Genomic DNA, 22,516 nt, shown 5'->3' on the forward strand with positions numbered 1-22,516 from the left:
AATATTGATTTTAATTGGCAGGTTCAAATCTGGCCGGAATACTAAACGGATATTCTAATACCTGGTTAAATTCGGTACGGTTATATTCCAGTTCGGCTTGAATACTTTTGTTCTGTACAACAGAATTTATACTGATCTGAGAAGGAATAATGCGACCGTCGGCCTGTATAAACTGACCATTGGTTACCTGTAACGATTGCCTTGCTGCTGCATTGGCAAAACTGGTGCGGGTAACTTTAAAATCGGCCCCTATCAATAAGTTATAAACCAAATTTTGCAAGCTACCGCTTATGGTGGTATTGCCACTGGCAGCGGTTTCCACCTTACTATTCTCATTAAGCAATTCGGTAATGGCATTACCCACCAGCAGCGACTCAACCGTTAAATAATTAACCTCGCGGTTGGCATAAGTATACACATAGCTGAAAGGTTTTTTAATGTATACGCCCTGTATACGGTTAATTACCTGAATACTATCGGGCGTTATTAAGGCACGGGCCACTTCAATGCCTAAAAGCGCGGTGATAGATACCCATATTTTTTTACCATGCTGTATGCGGATATTCAGCGTAACATCATTGCTCTTGCCATCGAATGTCAACTTTGTTTTGGCCCGGCCCGAAAAAGTGTTAAACAATACCTGCTTCGACTTAATAGCAGTAATTTTAGCCAGTGCTGGGTTTACGGTTGGCTTGTTAACAACGGCCGAGTCGGCCTTGCGTACAACCAGTTGCTTTTTTGCCTTACAGCCAAATACAGCCATTACGCAAAAAGCAATCAGCAATTTATTCAATATATTTCTTCTCATTTATCTTTCTATCTAATAACGGCGATTTGGCGCCGTATTCTTTTGCCTTTTTCCAGTTTTGAACAGCAGCATCGGTATTGCCCAGGTAAAACAGGATATCGCCATAATGCTCTGTCTGCGTTGCGCTTGCGTCCTTGCCATGTTGCAGCGCCTTTTCTATCCAGGTTTTAGCATCGGCATACTTTTTTTGCCTGAACAGTATCCATGCATAAGTATCTTCGAACGAGGCCGTGTTTGGCTGAATATCGATACTATGTTTAGACAATTGTGCGGCTTTTTCCAACTGCTCTCCACGTATAGACAGATAATAGGCGTAGTTGTTTAATGTGTAAATATTATCGGGGTTAAATATCAAAGCTTTATCATAAGCCGCGTCAGATTTTGCATTATCTTTCAACTCGTGGTAACAATCGCCCAGGGCGGCATAGCTTTGGGCCGACAAATCTTTATCATCCAGTTCTAAAGCCACTGTATTCTTCAGATAACCTAATGCCTTGGTGGCATCTTTCTTTTGTAAATAAGCCACACCCACCAGGTAATTCATCCATGCCTGGTTAGGAAAAAGCGATAAGGCATTCTCGCCATCTTTAATGGCATCGTCTAAAGCATTATCACCCAAATCAAGCCTTACTAACTGCTCGTGCACGGCATAAATTTCGGGGTTTAACTGCACCGATTTTTGGTAAGCTGCCTTAGCTTCTTTAAACTTATTGTTTTGCGCCAGCATATCGCCGTAAAGTGCCTGCGCCTTGGCATCGTTGGGGTGAACGCCAACCGCAATACGACTTAACTCCAAGGCACTGGCGCGGGCATTAGGGTCGGGGAACTTAGGGGTATAGCCCAGTATTATGCGCACCTTTTGGTCTATATCCAACGCAGGCGATGAAAAGGCCAGCTGCAATTGTTTATAACTGGCTTCCAGGTCTTTTTTAGTACGATACGTATCGGCCAGGGCCAGATGAATCATCCCATCGTCGGGTTTAACCTTCTCACCGCGTTGCAGTACTTTAAGGGCTTTATCGGTTAAGTTATTGGAGTTATAAATTTCGCCTAACAGCAGATAATATCTTACCTGGTCGGGATTGTTAACCAATAACTGCTCAACTTCGCCAGCGGCCAAATCTATTTTGCCTTGTTTTAGATAGATTTTTTGTCTGCTTGCAACCAAATCGTCGGTTAAGCCGGTCAGTTGTTCTAAACGTGTGTATACTGCTAATGCTTCATCATACTTTTGCTCCAGCATAAAGGCACTGGCTTTGTCAAAATAGTAATCGGTCTTGTTGGGATTAATGCGAAGCAGTTCATCAAAAACATGCTGTAATTTGAGAATATCGTTAGATTTTTCGTAGCTGGTAGCTAACGAAACCCAATACCATTCGTTATCGGGTTTCAGGGCCACAGCACGTTCCAGCAACTTTTGCGCCTCGGGCTGGTTATTCTGAAGCTTTTGCAAGCTCGAAAGCTCGTACATGGCGGCATCGTTACGGGAGTCTAACTGCAGCACGCGCGCAAACATCTCGGCAGCGCCTTTTTGGTCTTCAATGGTTTTACGGCGCAGGGCTTCAAAATAAATTTGATTAACGGCCAGGCTATCGGCAGATAGAACTGGCGTACGCCCCGGAATAATAGCCGAATTACCTCCACTGCCCTGAGCAAATGTCAAAGCCGGTGACAGCAACAATCCTAAACACCAGTAACCAAATTTCATGTTTTTAAATTATACCACGCCTGTGTGCCCGTAACCACCCATACCACGCGATGTTTCGTTTAACACTTCCACCTGCTCCCACTGTACTTTCTCATGCTTGGCTACCACCATTTGTGCAATACGATCGCCCACGTTGATCTCAAAATCGGTGTCCGAAAAATTGATAAGCAATACTTTAATCTCTCCGCGGTAATCGGCATCAACCGTACCGGGCGAGTTAACAATGCCAATACCATGCTTAAACGCTAAACCACTACGTGGGCGTATCTGCGCCTCAAAACTTTCAGGCAATTCTATATGCAACCCGGTAGGGATGAGTTTGCGCTCCATAGGTTTTAGCACTACGGTAGCTTCTACATCAGCACGCAGGTCCATACCAGCGGCATGCAGCGTTTCGTAAGCGGGCAGGTTATTTTTAGAGTTATTGATAATGCGAATGATCATTGTTTATTTTTTAAGTATAGCCATTATCTGTTTACGTTCGGCCATAAAAGCAGCACCTGCAAATAAAACAAGCAGGCCGTTACCTATCAGCAAACTACGGTGAAATACGCTAAAAGATAAAAATACGATTATGACGGAACTTATAATGTAGGTTAAGTTCTTTTTGAGATTATAAGGGATAGGATAATTTTTTTGCCCCCAGATGTACGACATGATCATCATACTGGCATAAGCTGTTAACGAGGCCCATGCCGATGCCATGTAACTATACTTGGGTATAAAAACAACGTTTATAACGATAGTTAACACTGCGCCTACACTGGAGATATATAGTCCGTATTTAGTTTGGTCGGATAACTTATACCATATAGATAAGTTCATGTATATACCTAAACATACATAACCCAACAGTAACAACGGCACCACATTTAAGCCAGACCAATAAGATTTTCCTACAAAATACTTCAACAACTCAATGTTAGCCATTAGCCCCACAAATATTAGTGCCACGGCTATGATGAAATAGTTCATAATTTGAGCATATGTACCGGTTGCATTCTTATTTTTTGCCTGGCTAAAAAAGAATGGCTCGGCACCTAATCTAAACGCCTGTACAAAGAGGTTTAAAAATATAGCTATTTTAGCACATGCCGTGTAAATACCAACCTGACCGCTACTTATACTCTCGGGCAGTAGTTTACCTAAAAGCAGTTTATCTGATGTTTCGTTAATAATAAACGAGAAGTTAGCTATTAATACAGGCCAGCTGTACTTCAGCATTTCGCTGAGCATGGGCTTATCTAATACCGGTCGCAGTTTTAGCAGTTCTGGCAGTAACATTAAAAATGTCACAAAACTTGCTATTAAGTTCGACAGAAATACATAACCGAGCCAGCCAGGTCTAAAATTTGCGAGCAAGAAACCTGCACCAGGCAATTGATGGTTAATTATGTAAGGTAGGCCGACAATAAAAAGTAAATTCAAGCCGATGAAAATAAAGATATTCACCAGTTTAAGCATCCCATAACGACCCGGGCGTCCTTCGGCACGTAGCTTAGCGAACGGAATTACACACCAGGCATCAATAACTAATATACCTATAAAAAAGCGGGTATAATTTACATAATCCGCCATAGATGTATGTCTATCAATTCGTATCCATGCTGTTATTGGCTTTACCAAAGGCAGGGTTACTAACAGAAACAATACCGTTATAATAAAAATAGCTCCAAAAGAATTGTTGTATACCTTTTGCTTACTATCAGAATGTTTATTAAGATACCTGAAATAAGTGGTTTCCATACCGAATGCAAGCAATGCATTAAATATAGAGGCCCAGCTAAACATGTTACCAAATATGCCGTAAACACTCGGTGAGTAGGCGCGGGTATATAAAGAAGTAAGAAAAAAGTTTAATGTACGGCCCGCTACGGTTGTTAAACCATATACTGCGGTTTGCCCGGCAAATTTTTTAGCAGTTGACAAGTAATATTATTTAAATTGGTTTTATCTTCTTAAAGAATAAGTTATCGGGCGTTCCCGTTGGGCTCGGGCTATCCGCTTATACGCCTGCAGGCCTTAGCCACGGGCCGGTATCAGCTTATACCCCTAACGCATTTGGAGTAAATTTCAAGTAACATATATCCGGCATCTCTTATCCCCGCACTCTGTACTCGTTACTCTACTTCTTCACCACTTCAAAATTACGATAGTTTTTAATTTCACCCTCTTCGGTGGTTACCAAAGTTACACGAGCCGGATCCGGGCCTTCGTTGCACCACTCTACGAACATGTCCATCAGCATAGGTTCGGCTTCGGCTTCAATAAATACATCGCCATTGGGCTCGTTGCGTACAAGGCCACGTACGCCTAACTGGTCGGCTACGGCTTTAGTGGTGGCACGGTAAGACACACCCTGCACTTTACCCTGCACGGTTATATTTAAATGCTTGATCATAACCCTTAAATTACTAAATGCAATTATACGGGTTATGATTAATTAAGAAGAGATTAAAGTAAACGTTTTACCTGCGTATCAGGCGTGATTTTTAAGCCATCTAAACCTGTGATCAAGTTTAAGCCTGGCTTTTTACCGGCTTCAAGCGAACCGTAATCATCGCTTATACCTAAAAATTTAGCACCGTTAATGGTAGCCCACTCCAACAGTTTAGCCATAGTTATGGCCGGAAAATGCTGCTGTATGGTACGCATTTCGCTCAAAATGCAGAGCTTGGCATTAGAAGCCAAACTATCGGTACCCAGCGTTATATTAAAGCCTTCATCAACAAAAAGATCAACTTTTGGAAGTTTACCCTCGATGTATAAATTGGCATTAGGGCAAAAACACCAGTTTATTTTACGATCAAAACGCTTTACAAAATAGATATCTTTTAAATTGGTACAAGTATTATGAACCAACAACACCTGCTGCCTGTTACTGATAAGCGGTATAACCGACTGTATAGAATTACGTGCCTGTGGCTTAAAGTAGCTTATATCCAGGCTAAAGCTCTCGTACATCTCTAAAAACTTGCCGTTTTTATAGCGATAAAACTTATTCTCATCCTCGCATTCCTGATTGTGCATGCTAATGAGGTTCTCGTTAGCATCGGTGTGCTGTTTTAAAAGCTTAAACAGGTCTTTAGATACAGAGTAAGGCGCATGTGGTGTAAGCGAGGCAGAGAGTGGTTTGAATTGTTTCTGTAGTTCTACCGCCGTTTGAAATGTTTCTTCGGCCCTTTCGGGTATGAAGCTGAACATTTCAATAAAAGTGTGATAATATAGCTTGCTATTTTGCTTAACCGGTAAGCTAAGCGCACTATTAGAAATATCGCCAACGGCTACTATTCCGTTGTCATACATTTGCTGGTCGGCACGAATGGCTGCATCGGCTATGGCATCGTTATCGCCTGCTCGCAATTGCTGTATAGCTTTAATAAAATCAACTAAACCTGTACCCTGTGTAGTTTTTTCGTGAAGGTGAGATAACTCTACGTGACAGTGGGTGTTTATAAAACCGGGGCAAATTATGCCGTTTAATTGTTCAACCTCAACATCGGGTTGGGCATGGGTGCTTACAGATATTATCTTACCATCGTCATCAACAGTAACTATTCCATTTTTTACTGGATCGGCATTAATAGGAAAAACGTAATCGGCTCTAAAACTTTTCATTTAAATGAAATTTATCTATCTATCTACCACCCCGGCACTAATCTGATACAGAATGTATCTATAACAACATTGTACAATTATATAACGACTTTGTAATACAATTAACTTAAAGTTGTTGTTTTTTAATTTTACAATTCAAAAACGTAGCTGCAAATATAGGCCAACTAAATTTAACTATCTTTGTATTGTGAACGCAAATAATAGCAAAATTGATATCCGTAGCCTGAGTTTAGAAGCTCTGCAGCAACACTTTACCAATCTTGGTGAAAAAAGTTTCAGAGCCAAGCAGGTTTATGAGTGGCTTTGGAAAAAATCGTGCTTTTCATTTGAGGACATGAGCAACATTTCTAAAGAACTACGCAAAAAACTGGATGAAAACTTCGCTATAAATAACGTTGTAATAAATAACTCACAGTTTAGTGCGGATAAAACTATAAAAAATTCTTTTAAGTTGCACGATACCCACCTAATTGAGGGTGTTTTAATTCCAACCACCGAGCGTATGACGGCTTGTGTTTCATCGCAGGTGGGTTGCAGCCTTACTTGTAAATTCTGCGCAACGGGTTACATGGACCGTAAACGCAACTTAAATCCCGACGAAATTTACGACCAGGTAGTGTTGCTTAGCCAGCAAGCGCAACAAAATTATGGCATTCCGCTTACTAATATCGTTTACATGGGTATGGGCGAGCCCTTGCTTAACTATGCTAATGTACTTAAATCTATAGAGCGCATTACTGCCGAAGACGGGCTGGGCATGGCGGCTAAACGCATTACCGTATCTACTGCAGGCATTGCCAAAATGATTAAAAAGCTGGGCGATGATGAGGTAAGATTCAATTTAGCCCTGTCGTTACATGCGGCTAATGACATTAAGCGTAACGAAATCATGCCCATTAATGAGCAAAACTCGTTAAAAGCTTTGGCCGAGGCGCTTAAATACTATTACAGCAAAACCAAGAATGCGGTTACCTACGAGTACATTGTATTTAACAACTTTAATGATGAATTGCAGGATGCCGTAGAACTGGCTAAATTTTGCAAGCACATACCTTGTAAGGTCAATATCATCGAATATAACCCTATTTCTTTTGCCGATTTCACCAATGCAGGCGAGGATAAAATAGATGCCTTTGCCGCTTATTTGCGCAAACAAGGCGTTATTACTAACGTACGCCGCAGCCGCGGTAAAGATATTGATGCCGCCTGTGGACAGTTAGCCGTAAAGGATAAAGCCAAGGAAGAAGTTAAGAATACAGCGCCAGTTGTACAGGCATTGGTATCTTAATTTGCCCCGACTTGCTTTTGTGCGCTTGAATCTGTACTCTTGATTCTATATTCTGTTTAAGCATGAACCTGCGTACCGGTTACCTGGCCAATTTTTTAAATCTCTTATTTCCAAGGCTTTGCCAGGCATGCAGGGCTAATTTACTGGGCACCGAAGAACTTATTTGTACGGCTTGCCTGTATAACCTCCCCTATACCAACTTCCACAGTCAGCCCGATAATATGGTGGCCCGCCAGTTTTGGGGGAAAATTGATTTACAGTATGCATACGCCCTGCTTTACTTTGAAAAAGGAGGTGAAGTACAGCACCTCATGCACCAGTTTAAGTACCAGGGCATGCAAAAAATAGGTAATAAATTGGGGGAAATTAGCGGGCTACAATTATCGCAAAATACTCAATTACAACAGGTTGACTATATTATACCAGTTCCACTTCACAAGAGCAGGTTGCGCGAAAGGGGTTACAACCAAAGCGCTAATTTTGCACACGGATTGGCGGCTAAATTGTTGGCCCAAGTAGAAGAAAACAACCTCATCCGTACTGTTAAAACGGCCACACAGACCCACAAAAGCCGTTTTGCGCGGTTTGAGAATATGCAACAGGTGTTTGCCCTTAAGCACCCGGAGCGCCTGCAAGACAAGCATATTTTGTTAGTGGATGATATTATTACCACAGGCTCAACTTTAGAGGCCTGCGCGCAGGAGTTGTTAAAAATACCAGGGTTGCAGCTAAGTATTGCTGCTATGGCTTACGCCGTTTAAAATGGCAAAAACGGCTCATATAAGTTCATAATATTTCGCCGTTTCATCAAAAAAGTACAAAAAACTTCATATTTCCTCATTCGCTTTTGCTTGCAAAATTAGAAAATAAAAATTTCTTAATAATTAATGAAACTTTTATAGAACACTCCCGTACAAGTACCCGGAGCGTTTGATCATAATTAATGGCAGGAGTTTGCGATAAGTTGCAGCTCCTGTTTTTTTATGCCAAATTTTATTGCTTTTGGTAACGGCTTAATTTATCGTACAGATTTTTAGGATCGAAGGGTTTCAGGATAAAATCGTTCATACCCACTTCTTCAATCTGATCAAGCTGGTTGCTCAACATCGATGCTGTTAAGGCTATAATAGGTACCTTGCGGCAATACTCATCATCTTTGCCGCGTAACAGCTGGGTAGCTTCCAGGCCGCCCATTTCGGGCATATGAATATCCATTAATATTACATCGTAATTATGATTGGCAACCGTTTTTTGGATAGCCTCTAAGCCATTCTCGGCAAAATCGGCAGTAACGCCCCATTTCTTGAGTACCTTATTAATAAGCAAACGATTGATCTGGTTGTCATCAACCACCAATACGTTCATCTTCAAGCCAATTTCGGCAGCATTATCATTACTTACAGCTGTTTGATCCACTTTTTTAAAGGTTATAGTAAACCAGAAGGTTGACCCCTGGCCAAGCTCACTATCTACGTTTATACGCGAATCGTGCAGCTCAATTAAACTTTTAGATATAGCCAGTCCTAAACCTGTACCCCCGTATTTACGCGTGGTATCGGCCGAGGCTTGTTTAAAAGATTCAAATATAGTATTTGTTTTGTCAGCCGGGATACCAATTCCGGTATCAATTATGGCAAAACGTATGCGTACTTCCTGGGCGCTTTCTTCAATTACCTTTAAATCAATGTTAACCCCACCTTTTTCGGTAAACTTAACGGCGTTGCTAATAATATTCAGCAGTATTTGCACCAGCCGTGTACGGTCGCCTAATATGTATTTTGGCAGTGCGTCATCTATACTCTGGCTAAGATAAATACCTTTCTCGGCCACCTTGTACTGCAAAGAGCTGGTAATACTCTGCACCATCTCACGCAGGTCGAGGTTAATTTTCTCGAGCTCTATGTTACCTGTTTCTATTTTGGTAAAATCGAGCACATCATTAATCAGCGTCATCAGGTTCTCGGCCGAAAACTTAAGTATATCAAGGTTCTCTTTTTGCGACTCAGTAGGATTATCTTCAGACAATAAGTGCGACATGCCGATCACCGCATTCAGCGGCGTACGTATTTCATGGCTCATTACGGAGATGAACATATCTTTGGCCTTGTTCAACTGCTGCGCTTCTTCTTTGGCAGCAATAAGTTCACGCTCGGCCATTTTCTTAGAGGTAATGTCAATGATCACCTCAATATATTTATTCACCTTACCGGCTTCATTCAATATCACTGAGTTAATGACCGTGATCCACAGCGGCTGACCATTTTTGCGGTAAACCAGCAAATCTACCTCAAAAGATTGCTTATTCTTTGACAACTCGCGCGATTGTTCGATGATGCTAGTATCCGTCAATTCCCCTTTCAATACATCGCCCAGGTGGTTACCATAAACATCCATAATGCCGTAGCCGGTTATTGCCTCAAACGCCGGGTTTACCCATTCCACGTTACCCTCAGCATCGTTAATAATAACCCCGCTTACTGTACTGCTGGCTACTAACGAAAGCATGGTAAGCTGCTCTTCGTTCCTTTTACGCTCGGTTATATCTACGCAAACGGTAATTTGCCGTTCCAATGTTCCTTCTTTATTAAAGAACGGACTATTGGCCAAATTTACCCAGTAAGGTGTTCCGTCTTTTTTATAGATTTGAAGTTCTACCTCGTAAGGCTGGTTTTCGGCATAGGCAATTTTTGCCTTTTCATAAACACTCAGGTCTGTATTAGCTCCAATGAGAAAATTACCAAATGTTTTGCCCTTTAATTCTTCGAGCTTATAGCCCAGCGTATTTTCGAGCGCCTCGTTCATCCAAATAATCCGGCTATCGCGGTCGCGTATAACCACACCACTTGGCGATTTTTCTGAAGCGAAGGATAAGATCTCCACATCCTTTTCGGCACTTTTGCGGGCAGTAATATCTGTAACAATTTTTACATATTTTTCGGCCTTGCCAGCACTGTTGAGTATGGGCGAATTAGTGATCGAAACCCACATGATGTGGCCTTCTTTATGCTGAATTTTGATCTCTATTTCGAAAGCCTTACTTGTCTTCAGCATTTCGTCAACGTGGCTGCTAATGGCCTGGTCGGCATAATCGCCCATCAGGGTAAGGCCCATACGTTTGCCCTGCATATCGGCCAGTTGGTAGCCGGTTATGCGCTCAAAGGCTTCATTGGTCCAAATTACCCGGTTTTCGGCATCGGCTATTACCACACCGTTGCTAACTTTACTGGCCACCAGCGAAAGCTGCTCTAACTGCGCCTGCACCTTTTTTTGTTCAGTAACATCACGGCCGCTGGCGTACCATTTGCCCTCGCGGTTTATTACCGTCCAGCTAATGCACTTTTCGGCGCCACTTTTAGCCCTCACACAGGTTTCTATTTCAAAAGCCCTTTTTGACCGCAGGCCGCTTTCAATTTGCTGGGCAAACTGGTTACGGTCCTGGTTTACCTCAAATTCCCACAATGAACGGCCTATCAACTGCTCGGGCTTATAGCCTAAAACAGTTTCAACCGTGTTGTTAATAAGTTCTATTTTAGAAGTTTCGTCGGCTATGTAGTGGATTTCCGACGAACTGTTGAAGAGCAGAAAAAACTCTTCGTGGCGCTTGAGATTTAGTTCGAGCTCTTTTTTTTGCTTGCGTAATGCCAGGTGCGATATCACGGCGCCAGCCAGCGTACGCAAGGCATCGCGCTGATCATCGGTTAATACCTTTGGCTGCTGATCAAATACACATAGAGTACCTAAGCGGTATCCATCAGGATCTATTAAAGGAGCGCTGGCGTAAAACCTTACACCCAACCCTCCTTTTACATGTTCGTAGTCATGAAACAGTTCGCTCAACGTAGCATCGGGCACTTCAACCAATACATCATCCATAATGGTGTGCTGGCAAAAGGTTTCGGCGCGGGGCGTTTCTGAAAGGGGCAAACCAACGGCAGATTTGTACCACTGTCGACTGTTATCAATAAAAGAAATGAGTGCAAACGGGGCCTGACAGATATATGAAGCCAAACGCGTAATGGCATCGTACTCCGCTTCCGGAAGGGTATCCAGAATATCGTAAGTATGCAGTGCCTTTAAGCGTTCGTCTTCATTATCAGGAACAATGCCCCGTGTTATTATCATTTCAATTTTAATGTTGTTTAGCTGTAAAGCGGAAATTTCTCCGTTAACGCATGAACACTTTTACGTACTTTCTTTATAGAAGGTTCATCTTCCGGATTTTTTATTACCGCGTCAATCAGTTCGGCAATTTGCTCCATTTGCTTCTCTTTCATACCGCGTGTGGTAACCGCAGCGGTACCAATACGGATACCCGACGTAACAAACGGCGATTTATCATCGTAAGGCACCATGTTTTTATTCACGGTAATATCTGCCTGCACCAAAGCATTTTCGGCTGCTTTACCCGAGATGCCTTTGTTACGCAAATCAATTAATATCAGGTGATTATCGGTGCCGCCCGATACGATTTCGTAACCCATATCAACCAAAGCCTTAGAAATAGCCTGTGCATTGAGTTTAACCTGTACTACGTATTTTAAATAGCCATCGCTCAATGCTTCATGAAAAGCAACGGCTTTAGCTGCAATAATATGCTCTAACGGTCCGCCTTGCGTACCTGGAAAAACAGCCGAATCTAACAAGGCCGACATTTTTTTGACCTCGCCTTTAGGCGTTTTTAACCCCCATGGGTTTTCAAAATCTTTACCCATCATAATCATACCGCCACGTGGGCCGCGCAGGGTTTTGTGGGTGGTAGTGGTTACAATATGACAAAACGGAAGCGGGTCTATTAATAAACCGCGGGCAATTAAGCCTGCCGGGTGCGAAATATCGGCCAGTACCAGGGCACCAACTTCATCGGCTACCTGGCGTATGAAGGCATAATCCCAATCGCGTGAGTAGGCCGAAGCACCGCAGATGATCAGTTTTGGTTTTTCGCGCAGGGCAACCTCGCGCAGTTGTTCGTAGTCAATTAAACCGGTATCTTTTTTAACCCCGTAAAAGAACGGTTGGTACAATTTACCTGAAAAATTTACCGGCGAACCATGAGTTAAGTGACCGCCATGCGAGAGGTCGAAACCTAAAATTTTATCTCCGGGGTTTAGTATAGCCAGCATTACGGCAGCATTGGCCTGGGCACCTGAGTGCGGCTGCACGTTAACCCACTCTGCATTGAACAATTGCTTGGCACGCTCAATAGCTATGGTTTCAATTTCGTCAACAATTTCGCAACCGCCATAGTAGCGTTTACCGGGTAAACCCTCGGCGTATTTATTGGTGGCAACAGAGCCTGCGGCTTCCATTACCTGCTTGCTCACAAAGTTTTCTGATGCGATAAGTTCAAGGCCTTCTTCCTGGCGTTTCTGCTCATCATCCAGTAGCTGAAATATTATTTTATCTTTTTTCATGATCTTTATAAGGCGCCTAAGTTAATCAAAATCAATGGGGTGTTTTGGGCGCAATCCAAAAATTATTATAGCTTACCCCTATTTGTATGTCTATTAATTCTTGCTGCAACATCTCTAACATGGCCAAAAAGTTATAGATAAAATGTACCCGGTTATCTGAGTTTTTAACCATGGCATCAAAATCTAACCGGCCGTTAATACGAAGCAAATCATCAATGGCTTTTTTTTGCTTTTCAATAGTATAAGGATACTGCACTACGGTGTGGGTAACCTCTTCGCTGCGGGATAAAAAGCGACGGTTTACCCGCTCGTATACCTGCATTAAGCGGTATAGGGTTAAGTCGGCGAGTTCTTCGCCGGGCATTGTTACTGCCTCAATACCGGCCAGTTCTTCGGCAATGTTGCCACGGCGTTCCTGCTTCAGGCGTTCCTCTTCCAGCGGGCGCAGCTGCTCGCATATATCTTTAAACTTTTTGTATTCGATGAGTTTACGAATGAGGTCTTCTTTACTGTCGGCCTCGGTTTCGCCATTTTCGGCCTCGTAGCGGGGCAGCAACATTTTGGCTTTGATGCGCATGAGCGTAGCCGCCACAAAAATAAACTCGCTGGCCAGCTCCATATTGAGGCTGCTCATCTGGTGAATATAGTCGAGAAAGTCGTTGGTGATTTGCGAAATGGCTATTTCATGAATGTCCAGTTCATCGCGTTCTATGAAGAACAACAACAGATCGAAAGGGCCTTCGAACTGCGGTAAGCGGATGGCGAAACTCTCATCAGACATGCTAATTCAAAGATAGTGATTGTGTGTTAAGACTTTGTCTAAATTAACAGTCTGTCAATGCACACCAAATTCAAGTATTGTCATTTCGAACGGTAGTGAGAAATCCTGTTCGAGCGGTTAGGTGCTGGTTAGCTCGGTTAGTGCGTTTTGAACCTTATTTTATGCTAACGAACAACCTTCGTCTCCTCTTGGCCGGAGAGGCCCATTACGTTATTCACATATGTTTGTTTTTTTATGGTGTTCATGAGATCGCTACCGCTAAGTTTTGTCTTGATACAAAAAGTAACAAAAAAATCAAGACAGAAAAAAGCTTCCCCGCACAAGGCCCACGCTGGCCCCCTTTTCTGTCAGGCCGATGCTCTTGTTCGCGGGGTGAGTGTTCTTTTTAATTCCCTCCTTGGGGAGGGCAGGGAGGGGTTAGTGAAGCGTTCATTAATCATACGTGTTAAACCCCTCCCTGCCCCAACACAAGCCAGCCGCACCCCTCCCCGAGGAGAGAATTTGAAAAATAAGCCGTGTAGCACAATAAAGCCCTCCCCTTTGGGGAGGGTTGGGAGGGGTTATGCTGCCAGCCTACCCATAACCGGCTCCATACCTTGCCTGCGTTTGTAAAGTACAAACAAACCCGTAGCCAATATCCCCACTACCCCTTCTACACAAACTGCACCGCGTGGGCCTAATTCGTTGGCTAACCAGCCTATGAGTAAGCTACCAATAGGGATCATACCTTGGTAAGCCATTACATAATAACTGATAGCTCTTGCTCGCATGGCAGGTATTGCGTGGGTTTGTATATAGGTGTTTATGGCCGATGTTTGCGCCATCATCCCTACACCGGTTACTACCATGAACAGTAGGGCTAAAGGCAACTGCGGGGCGTATGACAACAGCAGCACACTTGAGCCAAATATTAAACTGGCAATAATGATGATGCGGGTAATGTGCTTATCGGTTTTCAGGGTAGCCAAATAAACGGCACTAATTACTGAGCCTAAACCTGCGGCGCTTTCAAACCAACTGAACGTTTTAGCATCGCCGTTAAAAATATCTTTGGCAAATATGGGCATCAGTGTATTGAACGGTATAACGAACAGGCTGCTTACACTAAGCATAATAATGAGGCTGCTCAGGTCGCGGTCGCCCGATACGTATTTGAAACCGTCCTGTAATTCGTACCAGATACTTTTTTGCGGTTTGCTGATCACCACCGTATTCAGTTTCATCATAAACAAACAGGTGAGCACCGGGATGTAGCTTAGAAAGTTACCGAAGAAACAAAAGTCTTCGCCAAAAGTACTCAGCACTATACCCGCAACAGCCGGACCTGCTATACGGGCAAAATTGGTCATGGTAGAGTTAAGCGCAATGGCGTTGGGCAGGTCCTCCTTCTTATCTACCATTTCCACCATCATCGACTGCCGGCAGGTAACATCAAATGCATTAATAATGCCCTGCACCAAACTCAGCCCTATAATAGCCGGAATGTTGTAAAATTTAAACAAGATCATGAATGCCAATGCTCCCGCCTGCAACATAGATACCACCTGGGTAATTAGCAATATGCGGTAACGATTATGACGGTCTACCACGCTACCGGCGTAAGGGGCCAGCACCAACGACGGTATTAAACTTACAAAGCTCACCAGTCCTAACAATAATGCCGAACCGGTTAGGCGATATACCAGCCAGCTAACGGCCGTTTTTTGCATCCAGGTGCCTATAAGCGATACGGACTGACCATAGAAAAACAACTTGAAATTACGGTATTTAAGGGAGCGGAACACGTTCATGCACTAATCTGTTTTCTGCAGTATTTCAGGGGAGATCTTAATGCAAGACTATTGAAATACTTTACGCTACAAATATCGGCCTTAATGATACATTTGTAAAATAGATTGTTTTAATGATATTGATTAGTAAAACCGATTGATTATGGAGCTACGACAACTGCAATATTTTGTAAAAGCCGCCGAAACGATGAACTTTACCGAAGCAGCCGGGGCCGTATTTATTACCCAAAGCACACTATCGCAACAAATTAAACAGCTGGAAGAAGAGTTGGGCATGCTGCTATTTGACCGCATTGGCAAACACGTACGCATTACCGAAGCCGGGCATGTGTTTTTAACCCATGCCCAAAAGATTTTGCGCGAGGTGCAAAAAGGCAAACAAGCCATTTCCGAATTAAACAACGCTGCCACCGGCGAGTTAAACATTGGCGTATCCTACGCCTTTACCTCGCTCCTGCTGCCTGCACTGGCACCTTTTTCAACCAAATACCCGGGCATCAAGATCTTTATTACCTATGGTAACCCCGAAGAACTGGAGAAGAAACTCCGCCTGGCCGAACTGGATATGATCCTGGCTTTCCACAACGAATCAGACGATGAAGACCTGGAAATGCAGATCCTGTTCAGCTCTACCATCGTAATGGTGGTAGCCAAGAGTAACCCGCTGGCCAAACTGGAAAAGATAAGCTTAAAGGAACTGGCCGAACAGGAACTCATATTGCCCGGTAAAGGCTTTAGTTCCCGCGAGTTTATAAACCAGTTGTTTTATAAAAGCAAGATCAGCCCCAACATCAAGATAGAGATGAACGATGTACATTCGCTGTTATCACTGGTGCAAAACGGACATTGGGCCACTATTTTAAATGAGAAAGCCATTTTTGGTTGGGACAAGGTAGCCGCCGTTCCTATTGCTGGCAAAGAAATCAAGCGGCAATCGTACATTCTTTGGCAAAAGGGCGTTTACCGTAAAAAGGCGGCTATCTTGTTTATTGATGAACTTATGCGGGTAATGAACGGCGGGTAAACGTTAATACTTATCCAGGATGTCAAACTGCGGTGTATTTTTCTTTTGCCAGTCGGGCATTTTGTTAAATACCGTGTAGTGTATGTACTTATTGCCTTTGTCAATGCCGGGCATAATAAGGCCTATTACCTTTTTCATGGCATCATGCTCTTTCTTAACGGCCAGGGTATCGTTCAGGCTCACTTTGGAAATGTAATAGATGTTAGGCATTACACCTTCATCGCGGTTCTGCGTAAATATTTTGATGATGGCAGGCTTGGTAGGCAGTTGTTTAACTACTATAGGGAAAGTATAAGCGTTATCTGCTTCCTCGCCAATTTTGGAGTAAAACTCATCCATTTCTTCCTGTTCATCATACCGCCAAAGTACGCTGGGTAGTGCGCATGAGCGTGATAGCTGCATAGTGGTCATGGCATTTACGAGGTAATGCTTGTCATATTCCTGCTGTGCCTGTTTAAATAGCTCAGGGGCTGTTTTACCGCCTACGGTGTAGGGGTTCAGCTCCAGGTCGTCTACTTTCCAACCATATTTGTATTTGTTGTAAACGGCGGTTAGCAGCCACTTATCGCCATGATATTGTACGGTAAAAAAGGCTAAATACCTTTCGCGGGTAAGCGGGTTATAGCTTATGGTATAGCTGTTAATGTCATACTTAAATGACTTCACCGAAATAGGATCAGGCGTGGGATGCACCATGTAGTATTCATCCAGCAAATAGTTTTTGCCTTCGCGCATACGGATGCTGCACAGCTCTATCTGCCTGTTCTTGCCGGAGCTCTCTAAAAACTCCCGCGACATGATGTTTTCCAATTGTGAGGTATTATTACTTTTGAGTGCGCCCAGCAATTGATCATTAAGTTGATGAAATTCTGCCCTGTGTTTGGTTGCTATCTTATTGTTAACCCAGGTACCCGGCGCTTCTTTGCAGCTTTGCAGAACTGTCAATAATAAAACACATGCACCAATTTTAATTAGTATCGGATTCATAAATATTGAAGGCTACCCAAATGGCCTGGGGAAAATTAATTTAAAAACAATGTAGTTATAAAAAACGCAAAATAACATTCAAAAAAAAGCCGCACCTTTTAAAAAAGGTGCGGCCTAAACACTTGTCTTATTTTAATAAACTTGCTTTACTCTGCTTTCACCGGCACCGTAATAAAAGTTTACAACTTTTTTATCGCCTTTATTAGTTATCAAAAACGTATTTGCAACGCTTATATTAGTTGCCGTATTTACTGAATTTGAAGGGTTTAACGTATATAGATTAGAATATGTATCGTAAAGATTAGCTTTCAATATACTTCCTTTAGCTCCTTCTACTAAAACACCTGCATCGTTTCGTTTAAGATGAACATAGCCATTTCCGCCTTCAGATGAATAATAGTATGCCAGCTTTCCATTACTACCTATAATTCCGGTTAACTTCGGCGCCGTTTCAATAACATTTCCTACTACGTCAACCAATTCTACATCCACCTTACTATTTGGTGTGTAAGTAAATGCGTTGTAGTCTATATAGTTACCATTGTTATTATAGGTGCTGGTAACATTCAATCTTTCTACCTGGTATTTGCTACCTGTTGCAGATAAAAGCACTTGATTGTTTGAATAATATCCATTGCCCGAAAGGTATAAAGTTTTACCTGTAACATCGGGCGCAAACTTAAAGTATATAGTATTAACTGCAGTTGGAACCGGTGCTGTAAATTTATTTACGCCAAAATAGGTTTTAATGGTAGCAACTCTTGGCAAGGCAGCAGGAAACGTGGTAGCGGCATCATCTTCCGTTGCATTAACAATAAGTTTTTGATCGGCGGTAACCTGTTCAAAAGACAGTGTGTAGCCATTAGGCGCTACAGGTACTTTAAGAGAATAGGTACCGGTTGCAGTAGTGTAAGTTGGAAAATACACGGTATATGCACCAGACGGACTGGCAGGTATACTGGCCGAAGCTGTTACTAAAACATTTGCGCCTACTTTTTCGGGTGTTGTATTGATTAAGTCGGTTTCAATGTATAACGTACCTGTAATTTCGTTGGTTAAATCTGCCGTGTTCCACAACTTGGCCGTACCAACAAGCAGGTTTTGCTGTAGAATTTGTGTTGCTGCATACCCTGTTTTGGAAATTAAAAAAGGAGTGGTTGGAAACAGATACAATGAAGAAAATGTTGCAACGCCTTGTTCGTTAGTTTTTGCTGAAAAAATTTTCCCTTCTGAAGAAACAGTTACATCAGCAGCTGCTACAGGTGCGTTAGTAACTACGTCAACAACAGTTACACTGTAATCTCTTTTTCTATCGGCCGCAACATTTTTTTGAGTCAAACTATCAGTTAGTTTAAGCTGGGCAAGTGTTGCTTTATTAATTAGTTCCTGCATAGCAGTAGCCCCCTTCTGTTTCAGTGTTTCCAGTTCAATTTCATGCTGATATTTTTGGTTCAATAGCTCTACCTGGGCGGCAATAGCATCTTTCTCGTTAAAAGAATCTTTAGAACAGCCTGTAATAGCAATAGCAGACGCTATAATTAGGATAAGAGTAAGTTTAGAATTCATATTTATATGTGTGATTTATTTTAAATACGGAAGGTAATTAAGGTAGATTAGTTGATAGACATGATGACACCAACTTTAGAAACAAAAGAGTTTGTTCTGATATCGCTACCGAAACCAACTTTTTCCATGTACGAGTAGTTTTCTCTTGCCGGAGTTATTCCCGCTAAGTATCTGAAATCTAACAGTAATTTAAATTTTAATGTAAGAGGTAATTTTACATTAGCACCTGCTATCCAGTTATATCTTGAGCTTTTAAATAGGCCTTCTGCACTTTGCGAGCCTTTAACTGTAGATATAATATCTTCTCCTGGAAGCAGATCACCGGTTTTCTGATAGTTTTCTGTCACATTGAAAGCGTAAGCATAACTTGCACCTGCGTACAAGGTAGGTTTCCAGCTTTGCTTAATGTTGAAGGTATAATTAACTAAGAGTGGGATCTCTAAGCTATTGAGTTTGTAAGAACTGTTTTTAACATTCTTCGACTCAAATGTTTCGGGTAAGCCTAACCGGGTATCATCTTTAAACCTGATCATTTGCCCGCCTTGTTGTAAATAATTAGCTTCCAATTGTAAGCTAAACCCTTTATATAGCGCATAATTAACTGACAAACCACCCGTGTAGCCAGTATTTTGACCGGTTTGTGGCTGGCCTTCGCTAAATTTATTTAAAGACAAACCACCTGCTAAGCCTATTTCAAACTTAGTTGAATTACCAGAAATCTCGTTTTCAGATCTTGTCTTTTTTACGGGAGTTTGCGCCTTTAACGGCGTAGCGAAAAGAATAGCAAATAATAGCGCCAGCGTAACGGCATAGCTATTTTTAAAAACTTCACCGCTAAGTGACGTTTTAATAGGGCGGAAGTACATTATGTGATAAGATTAGTAGCCAGCTAAAATACTGTATCTACTTAATAAACTTAATTTTAGTCAAGTAACTTTTTAATTACATTGATATTAATTAAACATGTTATCACCGTCCCTTTATTAAAAACAAAGCATAGAAAAGATTGTCAATAAATATCAACTAAAATAGCTTACTTTGTAAGTTCATTATCCGTATTAATGTCAATGCAAGTACCCGCCGGCGATTTACTCCAAAAAATAAACTCACCATCTGATTTAAAGCAATTTAGCGAAGATGATCTTGAGCAGATATCGCAGCAGCTGCGTCAGTATATTATTGATGTGGTATCGGTAAATGGCGGCCACTTTGGCGCCAGCCTGGGCGTGGTAGAGCTTACCGTAGCCCTGCATTACGTTTTAAACACTCCGTACGATCAATTAGTGTGGGACGTTGGCCACCAGGCTTACGGACACAAAATACTAACCGGCCGCCGCGACAATTTTCACACCAACCGTATGTACAAGGGCCTTAGCGGCTTCCCTAAACGTACCGAAAGCGAGTACGATACGTTTGGCGTGGGTCACTCCTCTACTTCAATTTCTGCTGCGCTGGGTATGGCTGTTGCTTCGCATTATAAAGGCGAGAAAGACCGCCAGCACGTGGCCGTTATTGGTGATGGTGCCATGGGTTCGGGTATGGCTTTTGAAGCGTTGAACCATGCCGGTATTGCCAACAGTAATCTGCTGGTGATCTTGAACGACAATAACATGTCGATAGACCCTAACGTGGGTGCATTGAAAGAATATTTTGCCGATATAACCACATCAAAACCTTATAACAGCTTTAGGGCCGATATTGGTTATGTGCTGTCTAAAATATCGGCAATTGGGCCAGATGCCTTAAAATATGCCAAAAAGTTAGAAAAAAGCATTAAAGGCACTTTGCTTAAACAAAGTAACTTTTTTGAGGCTTTAAAATTCAGATATTTTGGCCCCATTGATGGTCATGATGTAAAGCATTTAGCCAAAGTGTTGCGCGATCTGCGCGATATTCCTGGCCCTAAGCTTTTGCATTGCGTTACGGTAAAAGGTAAAGGCTATGCCCTTGCCGAAAAAGACCAGACCAAGTGGCATGCTCCCGGTTTGTTCGACAAAATTACCGGCGAGATCAAGAAAACTTACTACGATAAACCACAGCCGCCTAAATACCAGGATGTGTTTGGCCATACCATTATTGAACTGGCCGAGCAAAACCCCAAGATCATGGGTATTACACCGGCCATGCCTTCAGGTTGTTCGTTAAACCTCATGATGAAGGCTATGCCCGATCGTGCTTTTGACGTGGGTATTGCCGAGCAGCATGCCGTTACTTTTTCTGCTGGATTGGCCACCCAGGGTTTGGTGCCGTTCTGTAACATTTATTCCAGCTTTATGCAGCGTGCCTTTGACCAGGTAGTGCATGATGTGGCTATTCAAAAACTGAATGTGGTAATGTGCCTTGACCGTGCCGGTTTTGCCGGTGTTGACGGACCCACGCATCACGGTGCCTATGACCTGGCGTATATGCGTTGCATTCCTAACCTGGTAGTTTCGGCTCCCATGAATGAGGAAGAACTGCGTAACCTGATGTATACTGCCCAGCTGGAAAACGCCGGTCCGTTTGTAATACGCTACCCGCGTGGTAACGGTGTAATGGTAGATTGGCAACGCCCCATGAAAGCCCTGACGGTAGGTAAAGGCCGTAAAATAAGTGACGGTGAAGAACTGGCTATTTTATCTATTGGTGCCATAGGAAACGAAGTGGTAAAAGCCACTGCCGAACTAAACAACGAAGGCTTGTACCCTGCCCACTACGATCTGCGTTTTGTAAAACCTTTGGATGAGGCTATGCTTCACGAAGTGTTTACCAAATACAGCAAGGTAATTACCGTGGAAGACGGCTGCCTGGAAGGCGGTGCCGGAAGCGCCGTATTAGAGTTCATGGCCGACCATAAATACAACGCCGAAGTAACACGCCTGGGTATCCCTGATGCGGTAATTGAACACGGCGAACAGCCCGAACTATGGGCCGAATGTGGTTTTGATGCTGCCAGCATTATACGCACCGTAAAAAACATGGGCATTACGCAAAACAGGCATATTATAGCTTCTTGAGGGAGAATATAGAGTTAGGAATTTACGCTGCATTAGCTGCTTGATAGGTCTTCGACGGGCTCAGACTGACACCATCCACCAACAACATATTTGTCATGTTGAGCTTGTCGAAACATTCGCCCCTTGGTTAGGTCTTCGACAGGCTCAGACTGACACCACCCCCAACAATATTTTTGTCATGTTGAGCTTGTCGAAACATTCGCCGCTTGGTTAGGTCTTCGACAGGCTCAGACTGACACATAAAACAACACCTTTGTCATGTTGAGCTTGTCGAAACATTCGCCGCTTGGTTAGGTCTTCGACAGGCTCTGACTGGCACCATCCACCAACAACATCTTTGTCATGTTGAGCTTGTCGAAACATTCGCCCCTTGGTTAAGTCTTCGACAGGCTCAAACTGACACATAAAACAACACCTTTGTCATGTTGAGCTTGTCGAAACATTCGCCGCTTGGTTAGGTCTTCGACAGGCTCAGACTGACACCACCCCCAACAATATTTTTGTCATGTTGAGCTTGTCGAAACATTCGCCGCTTGGCT

General features: G+C 42.8%; 17 protein-coding genes. 4 read left to right on the forward strand and 13 right to left on the reverse strand.

From position 1 onward, the window contains the following. Positions 1-10: 10 nt before the first annotated feature. The 6 genes from lolB1 to IEV61_RS15325 all read right to left on the reverse strand — a co-directional run bounded on the left by lolB1 (position 11) and on the right by IEV61_RS15325 (position 6,134). Positions 11-808 carry a lipoprotein insertase outer membrane protein LolB1 gene (gene lolB1 / locus IEV61_RS15300; RefSeq protein ID WP_188417915.1) on the reverse strand — a complete coding sequence of 266 codons (798 nt, stop codon included), beginning with the start codon at positions 806-808 and terminating at the stop codon, positions 11-13. Continuing rightward, positions 786-2,516, reverse strand: coding sequence for a tetratricopeptide repeat protein (locus tag IEV61_RS15305; protein ID WP_188417916.1), 1,731 nt, complete (start codon positions 2,514-2,516; stop codon positions 786-788). Before IEV61_RS15305 ends, lolB1 begins: the two co-directional genes overlap by 23 nt. Positions 2,517-2,525: 9 nt before the next feature. Next, positions 2,526-2,960 carry a dUTP diphosphatase gene (dut, locus tag IEV61_RS15310; protein ID WP_188417917.1) on the reverse strand — a complete coding sequence of 145 codons (435 nt, stop codon included), beginning with the start codon at positions 2,958-2,960 and terminating at the stop codon, positions 2,526-2,528. A gap of 3 nt (positions 2,961-2,963) precedes the next feature. Beyond that, positions 2,964-4,445 (reverse strand): lipopolysaccharide biosynthesis protein, encoded by a 1,482-nt coding sequence (locus IEV61_RS15315; RefSeq protein WP_188417918.1) that lies wholly within the window; start codon positions 4,443-4,445, stop codon positions 2,964-2,966. A 196-nt stretch (positions 4,446-4,641) separates the two neighbouring features. Continuing rightward, a complete protein-coding gene (locus IEV61_RS15320) occupies positions 4,642-4,917 on the reverse strand; it encodes an acylphosphatase (RefSeq protein ID WP_308472336.1) in 276 nt (91 codons plus the stop codon). A gap of 53 nt (positions 4,918-4,970) precedes the next feature. Continuing rightward, positions 4,971-6,134, reverse strand: coding sequence for an amidohydrolase family protein (locus IEV61_RS15325; RefSeq protein ID WP_188417919.1), 1,164 nt, complete (start codon positions 6,132-6,134; stop codon positions 4,971-4,973). 187 nt (positions 6,135-6,321) lie between these two features. Here IEV61_RS15325 and rlmN point away from each other — a divergent pair, with 187 nt between their 5' ends. Both rlmN and IEV61_RS15335 read left to right on the forward strand, forming a co-directional pair. Next, positions 6,322-7,422 (forward strand): dual-specificity RNA methyltransferase RlmN, encoded by a 1,101-nt coding sequence (rlmN, locus tag IEV61_RS15330; RefSeq protein WP_188417920.1) that lies wholly within the window; start codon positions 6,322-6,324, stop codon positions 7,420-7,422. A gap of 62 nt (positions 7,423-7,484) precedes the next feature. Then, positions 7,485-8,183: a ComF family protein gene (locus IEV61_RS15335; protein ID WP_188417921.1), complete on the forward strand. Its 699-nt coding sequence runs from the start codon at positions 7,485-7,487 to the stop codon at positions 8,181-8,183. A gap of 232 nt (positions 8,184-8,415) precedes the next feature. On the opposite strand, the gene IEV61_RS15340 is transcribed toward IEV61_RS15335, so the two are convergent. The 4 genes from IEV61_RS15340 to IEV61_RS15355 form a co-directional block, all read right to left on the reverse strand. After that, entirely contained in the window at positions 8,416-11,544 is a 3,129-nt protein-coding gene (locus IEV61_RS15340) for a PAS domain S-box protein (RefSeq protein WP_188417922.1), read from the reverse strand. Positions 11,545-11,561: 17 nt separating this feature from the next. Further along, the gene (gene glyA, locus IEV61_RS15345; protein ID WP_188417923.1) at positions 11,562-12,833 is read right to left on the reverse strand and encodes a serine hydroxymethyltransferase; all 1,272 of its coding nucleotides are present in this window, start codon (positions 12,831-12,833) and stop codon (positions 11,562-11,564) included. 31 nt (positions 12,834-12,864) lie between these two features. Then, the gene (locus tag IEV61_RS15350) at positions 12,865-13,614 is read right to left on the reverse strand and encodes a segregation and condensation protein A (protein ID WP_188417924.1); all 750 of its coding nucleotides are present in this window, start codon (positions 13,612-13,614) and stop codon (positions 12,865-12,867) included. Positions 13,615-14,174: 560 nt separating this feature from the next. Continuing rightward, positions 14,175-15,404, reverse strand: a complete 1,230-nt coding sequence (locus IEV61_RS15355) for an MFS transporter (RefSeq protein WP_188417925.1) — start codon at positions 15,402-15,404, stop codon at positions 14,175-14,177. A 142-nt stretch (positions 15,405-15,546) separates the two neighbouring features. Between IEV61_RS15355 and IEV61_RS15360 the strand changes: the two genes are divergently transcribed. After that, positions 15,547-16,428: a LysR substrate-binding domain-containing protein gene (locus IEV61_RS15360; protein WP_188417926.1), complete on the forward strand. Its 882-nt coding sequence runs from the start codon at positions 15,547-15,549 to the stop codon at positions 16,426-16,428. A 3-nt stretch (positions 16,429-16,431) separates the two neighbouring features. On the opposite strand, the gene IEV61_RS15365 is transcribed toward IEV61_RS15360, so the two are convergent. From IEV61_RS15365 to IEV61_RS15375, 3 genes are all read right to left on the reverse strand, one after another. Then, on the reverse strand, positions 16,432-17,415 hold the full coding sequence (locus IEV61_RS15365; RefSeq protein WP_188417927.1) for a hypothetical protein: 984 nt from the start codon (positions 17,413-17,415) through the stop codon (positions 16,432-16,434). A gap of 132 nt (positions 17,416-17,547) precedes the next feature. Beyond that, a complete protein-coding gene (locus IEV61_RS15370; RefSeq protein ID WP_188417928.1) occupies positions 17,548-18,981 on the reverse strand; it encodes a hypothetical protein in 1,434 nt (477 codons plus the stop codon). 47 nt (positions 18,982-19,028) lie between these two features. Next, positions 19,029-19,847 carry a porin family protein gene (locus IEV61_RS15375; RefSeq protein ID WP_188417929.1) on the reverse strand — a complete coding sequence of 273 codons (819 nt, stop codon included), beginning with the start codon at positions 19,845-19,847 and terminating at the stop codon, positions 19,029-19,031. A 201-nt stretch (positions 19,848-20,048) separates the two neighbouring features. On the opposite strand from IEV61_RS15375, the gene dxs reads away from it, so the two are divergent. Next, positions 20,049-21,977 (forward strand): 1-deoxy-D-xylulose-5-phosphate synthase, encoded by a 1,929-nt coding sequence (gene dxs / locus IEV61_RS15380; protein ID WP_188418095.1) that lies wholly within the window; start codon positions 20,049-20,051, stop codon positions 21,975-21,977. Positions 21,978-22,516 lie beyond the last annotated feature (539 nt).

Source organism: Mucilaginibacter galii (assembly GCF_014635825.1).
Lineage (GTDB): Bacteria > Bacteroidota > Bacteroidia > Sphingobacteriales > Sphingobacteriaceae > Mucilaginibacter > Mucilaginibacter galii.

Excerpts from the sequence above, each read along its gene's own strand:
- lolB1 (WP_188417915.1), bottom strand. The coding sequence starts at position 808 with ATGAGAAGAAATATATTGAATAAATTGCTGATTGCTTTTTGCGTAATG.
- IEV61_RS15370 (WP_188417928.1), bottom strand. The coding sequence starts at position 18,981 with ATGAATTCTAAACTTACTCTTATCCTAATTATAGCGTCTGCTATTGCT.
- IEV61_RS15355 (WP_188417925.1), bottom strand. The coding sequence starts at position 15,404 with ATGAACGTGTTCCGCTCCCTTAAATACCGTAATTTCAAGTTGTTTTTC.
- IEV61_RS15305 (WP_188417916.1), bottom strand. The coding sequence starts at position 2,516 with ATGAAATTTGGTTACTGGTGTTTAGGATTGTTGCTGTCACCGGCTTTG.
- IEV61_RS15350 (WP_188417924.1), bottom strand. The coding sequence starts at position 13,614 with ATGTCTGATGAGAGTTTCGCCATCCGCTTACCGCAGTTCGAAGGCCCT.
- glyA (WP_188417923.1), bottom strand. The coding sequence starts at position 12,833 with ATGAAAAAAGATAAAATAATATTTCAGCTACTGGATGATGAGCAGAAA.
- IEV61_RS15365 (WP_188417927.1), bottom strand. The coding sequence starts at position 17,415 with ATGAATCCGATACTAATTAAAATTGGTGCATGTGTTTTATTATTGACA.
- IEV61_RS15340 (WP_188417922.1), bottom strand. The coding sequence starts at position 11,544 with ATGATAATAACACGGGGCATTGTTCCTGATAATGAAGACGAACGCTTA.
- IEV61_RS15375 (WP_188417929.1), bottom strand. The coding sequence starts at position 19,847 with ATGTACTTCCGCCCTATTAAAACGTCACTTAGCGGTGAAGTTTTTAAA.
- dut (WP_188417917.1), bottom strand. The coding sequence starts at position 2,960 with ATGATCATTCGCATTATCAATAACTCTAAAAATAACCTGCCCGCTTAC.
- IEV61_RS15320 (WP_308472336.1), bottom strand. The coding sequence starts at position 4,917 with ATGATCAAGCATTTAAATATAACCGTGCAGGGTAAAGTGCAGGGTGTG.
- IEV61_RS15335 (WP_188417921.1), top strand. The coding sequence starts at position 7,485 with ATGAACCTGCGTACCGGTTACCTGGCCAATTTTTTAAATCTCTTATTT.
- IEV61_RS15360 (WP_188417926.1), top strand. The coding sequence starts at position 15,547 with ATGGAGCTACGACAACTGCAATATTTTGTAAAAGCCGCCGAAACGATG.
- dxs (WP_188418095.1), top strand. The coding sequence starts at position 20,049 with ATGCAAGTACCCGCCGGCGATTTACTCCAAAAAATAAACTCACCATCT.
- IEV61_RS15325 (WP_188417919.1), bottom strand. The coding sequence starts at position 6,134 with ATGAAAAGTTTTAGAGCCGATTACGTTTTTCCTATTAATGCCGATCCA.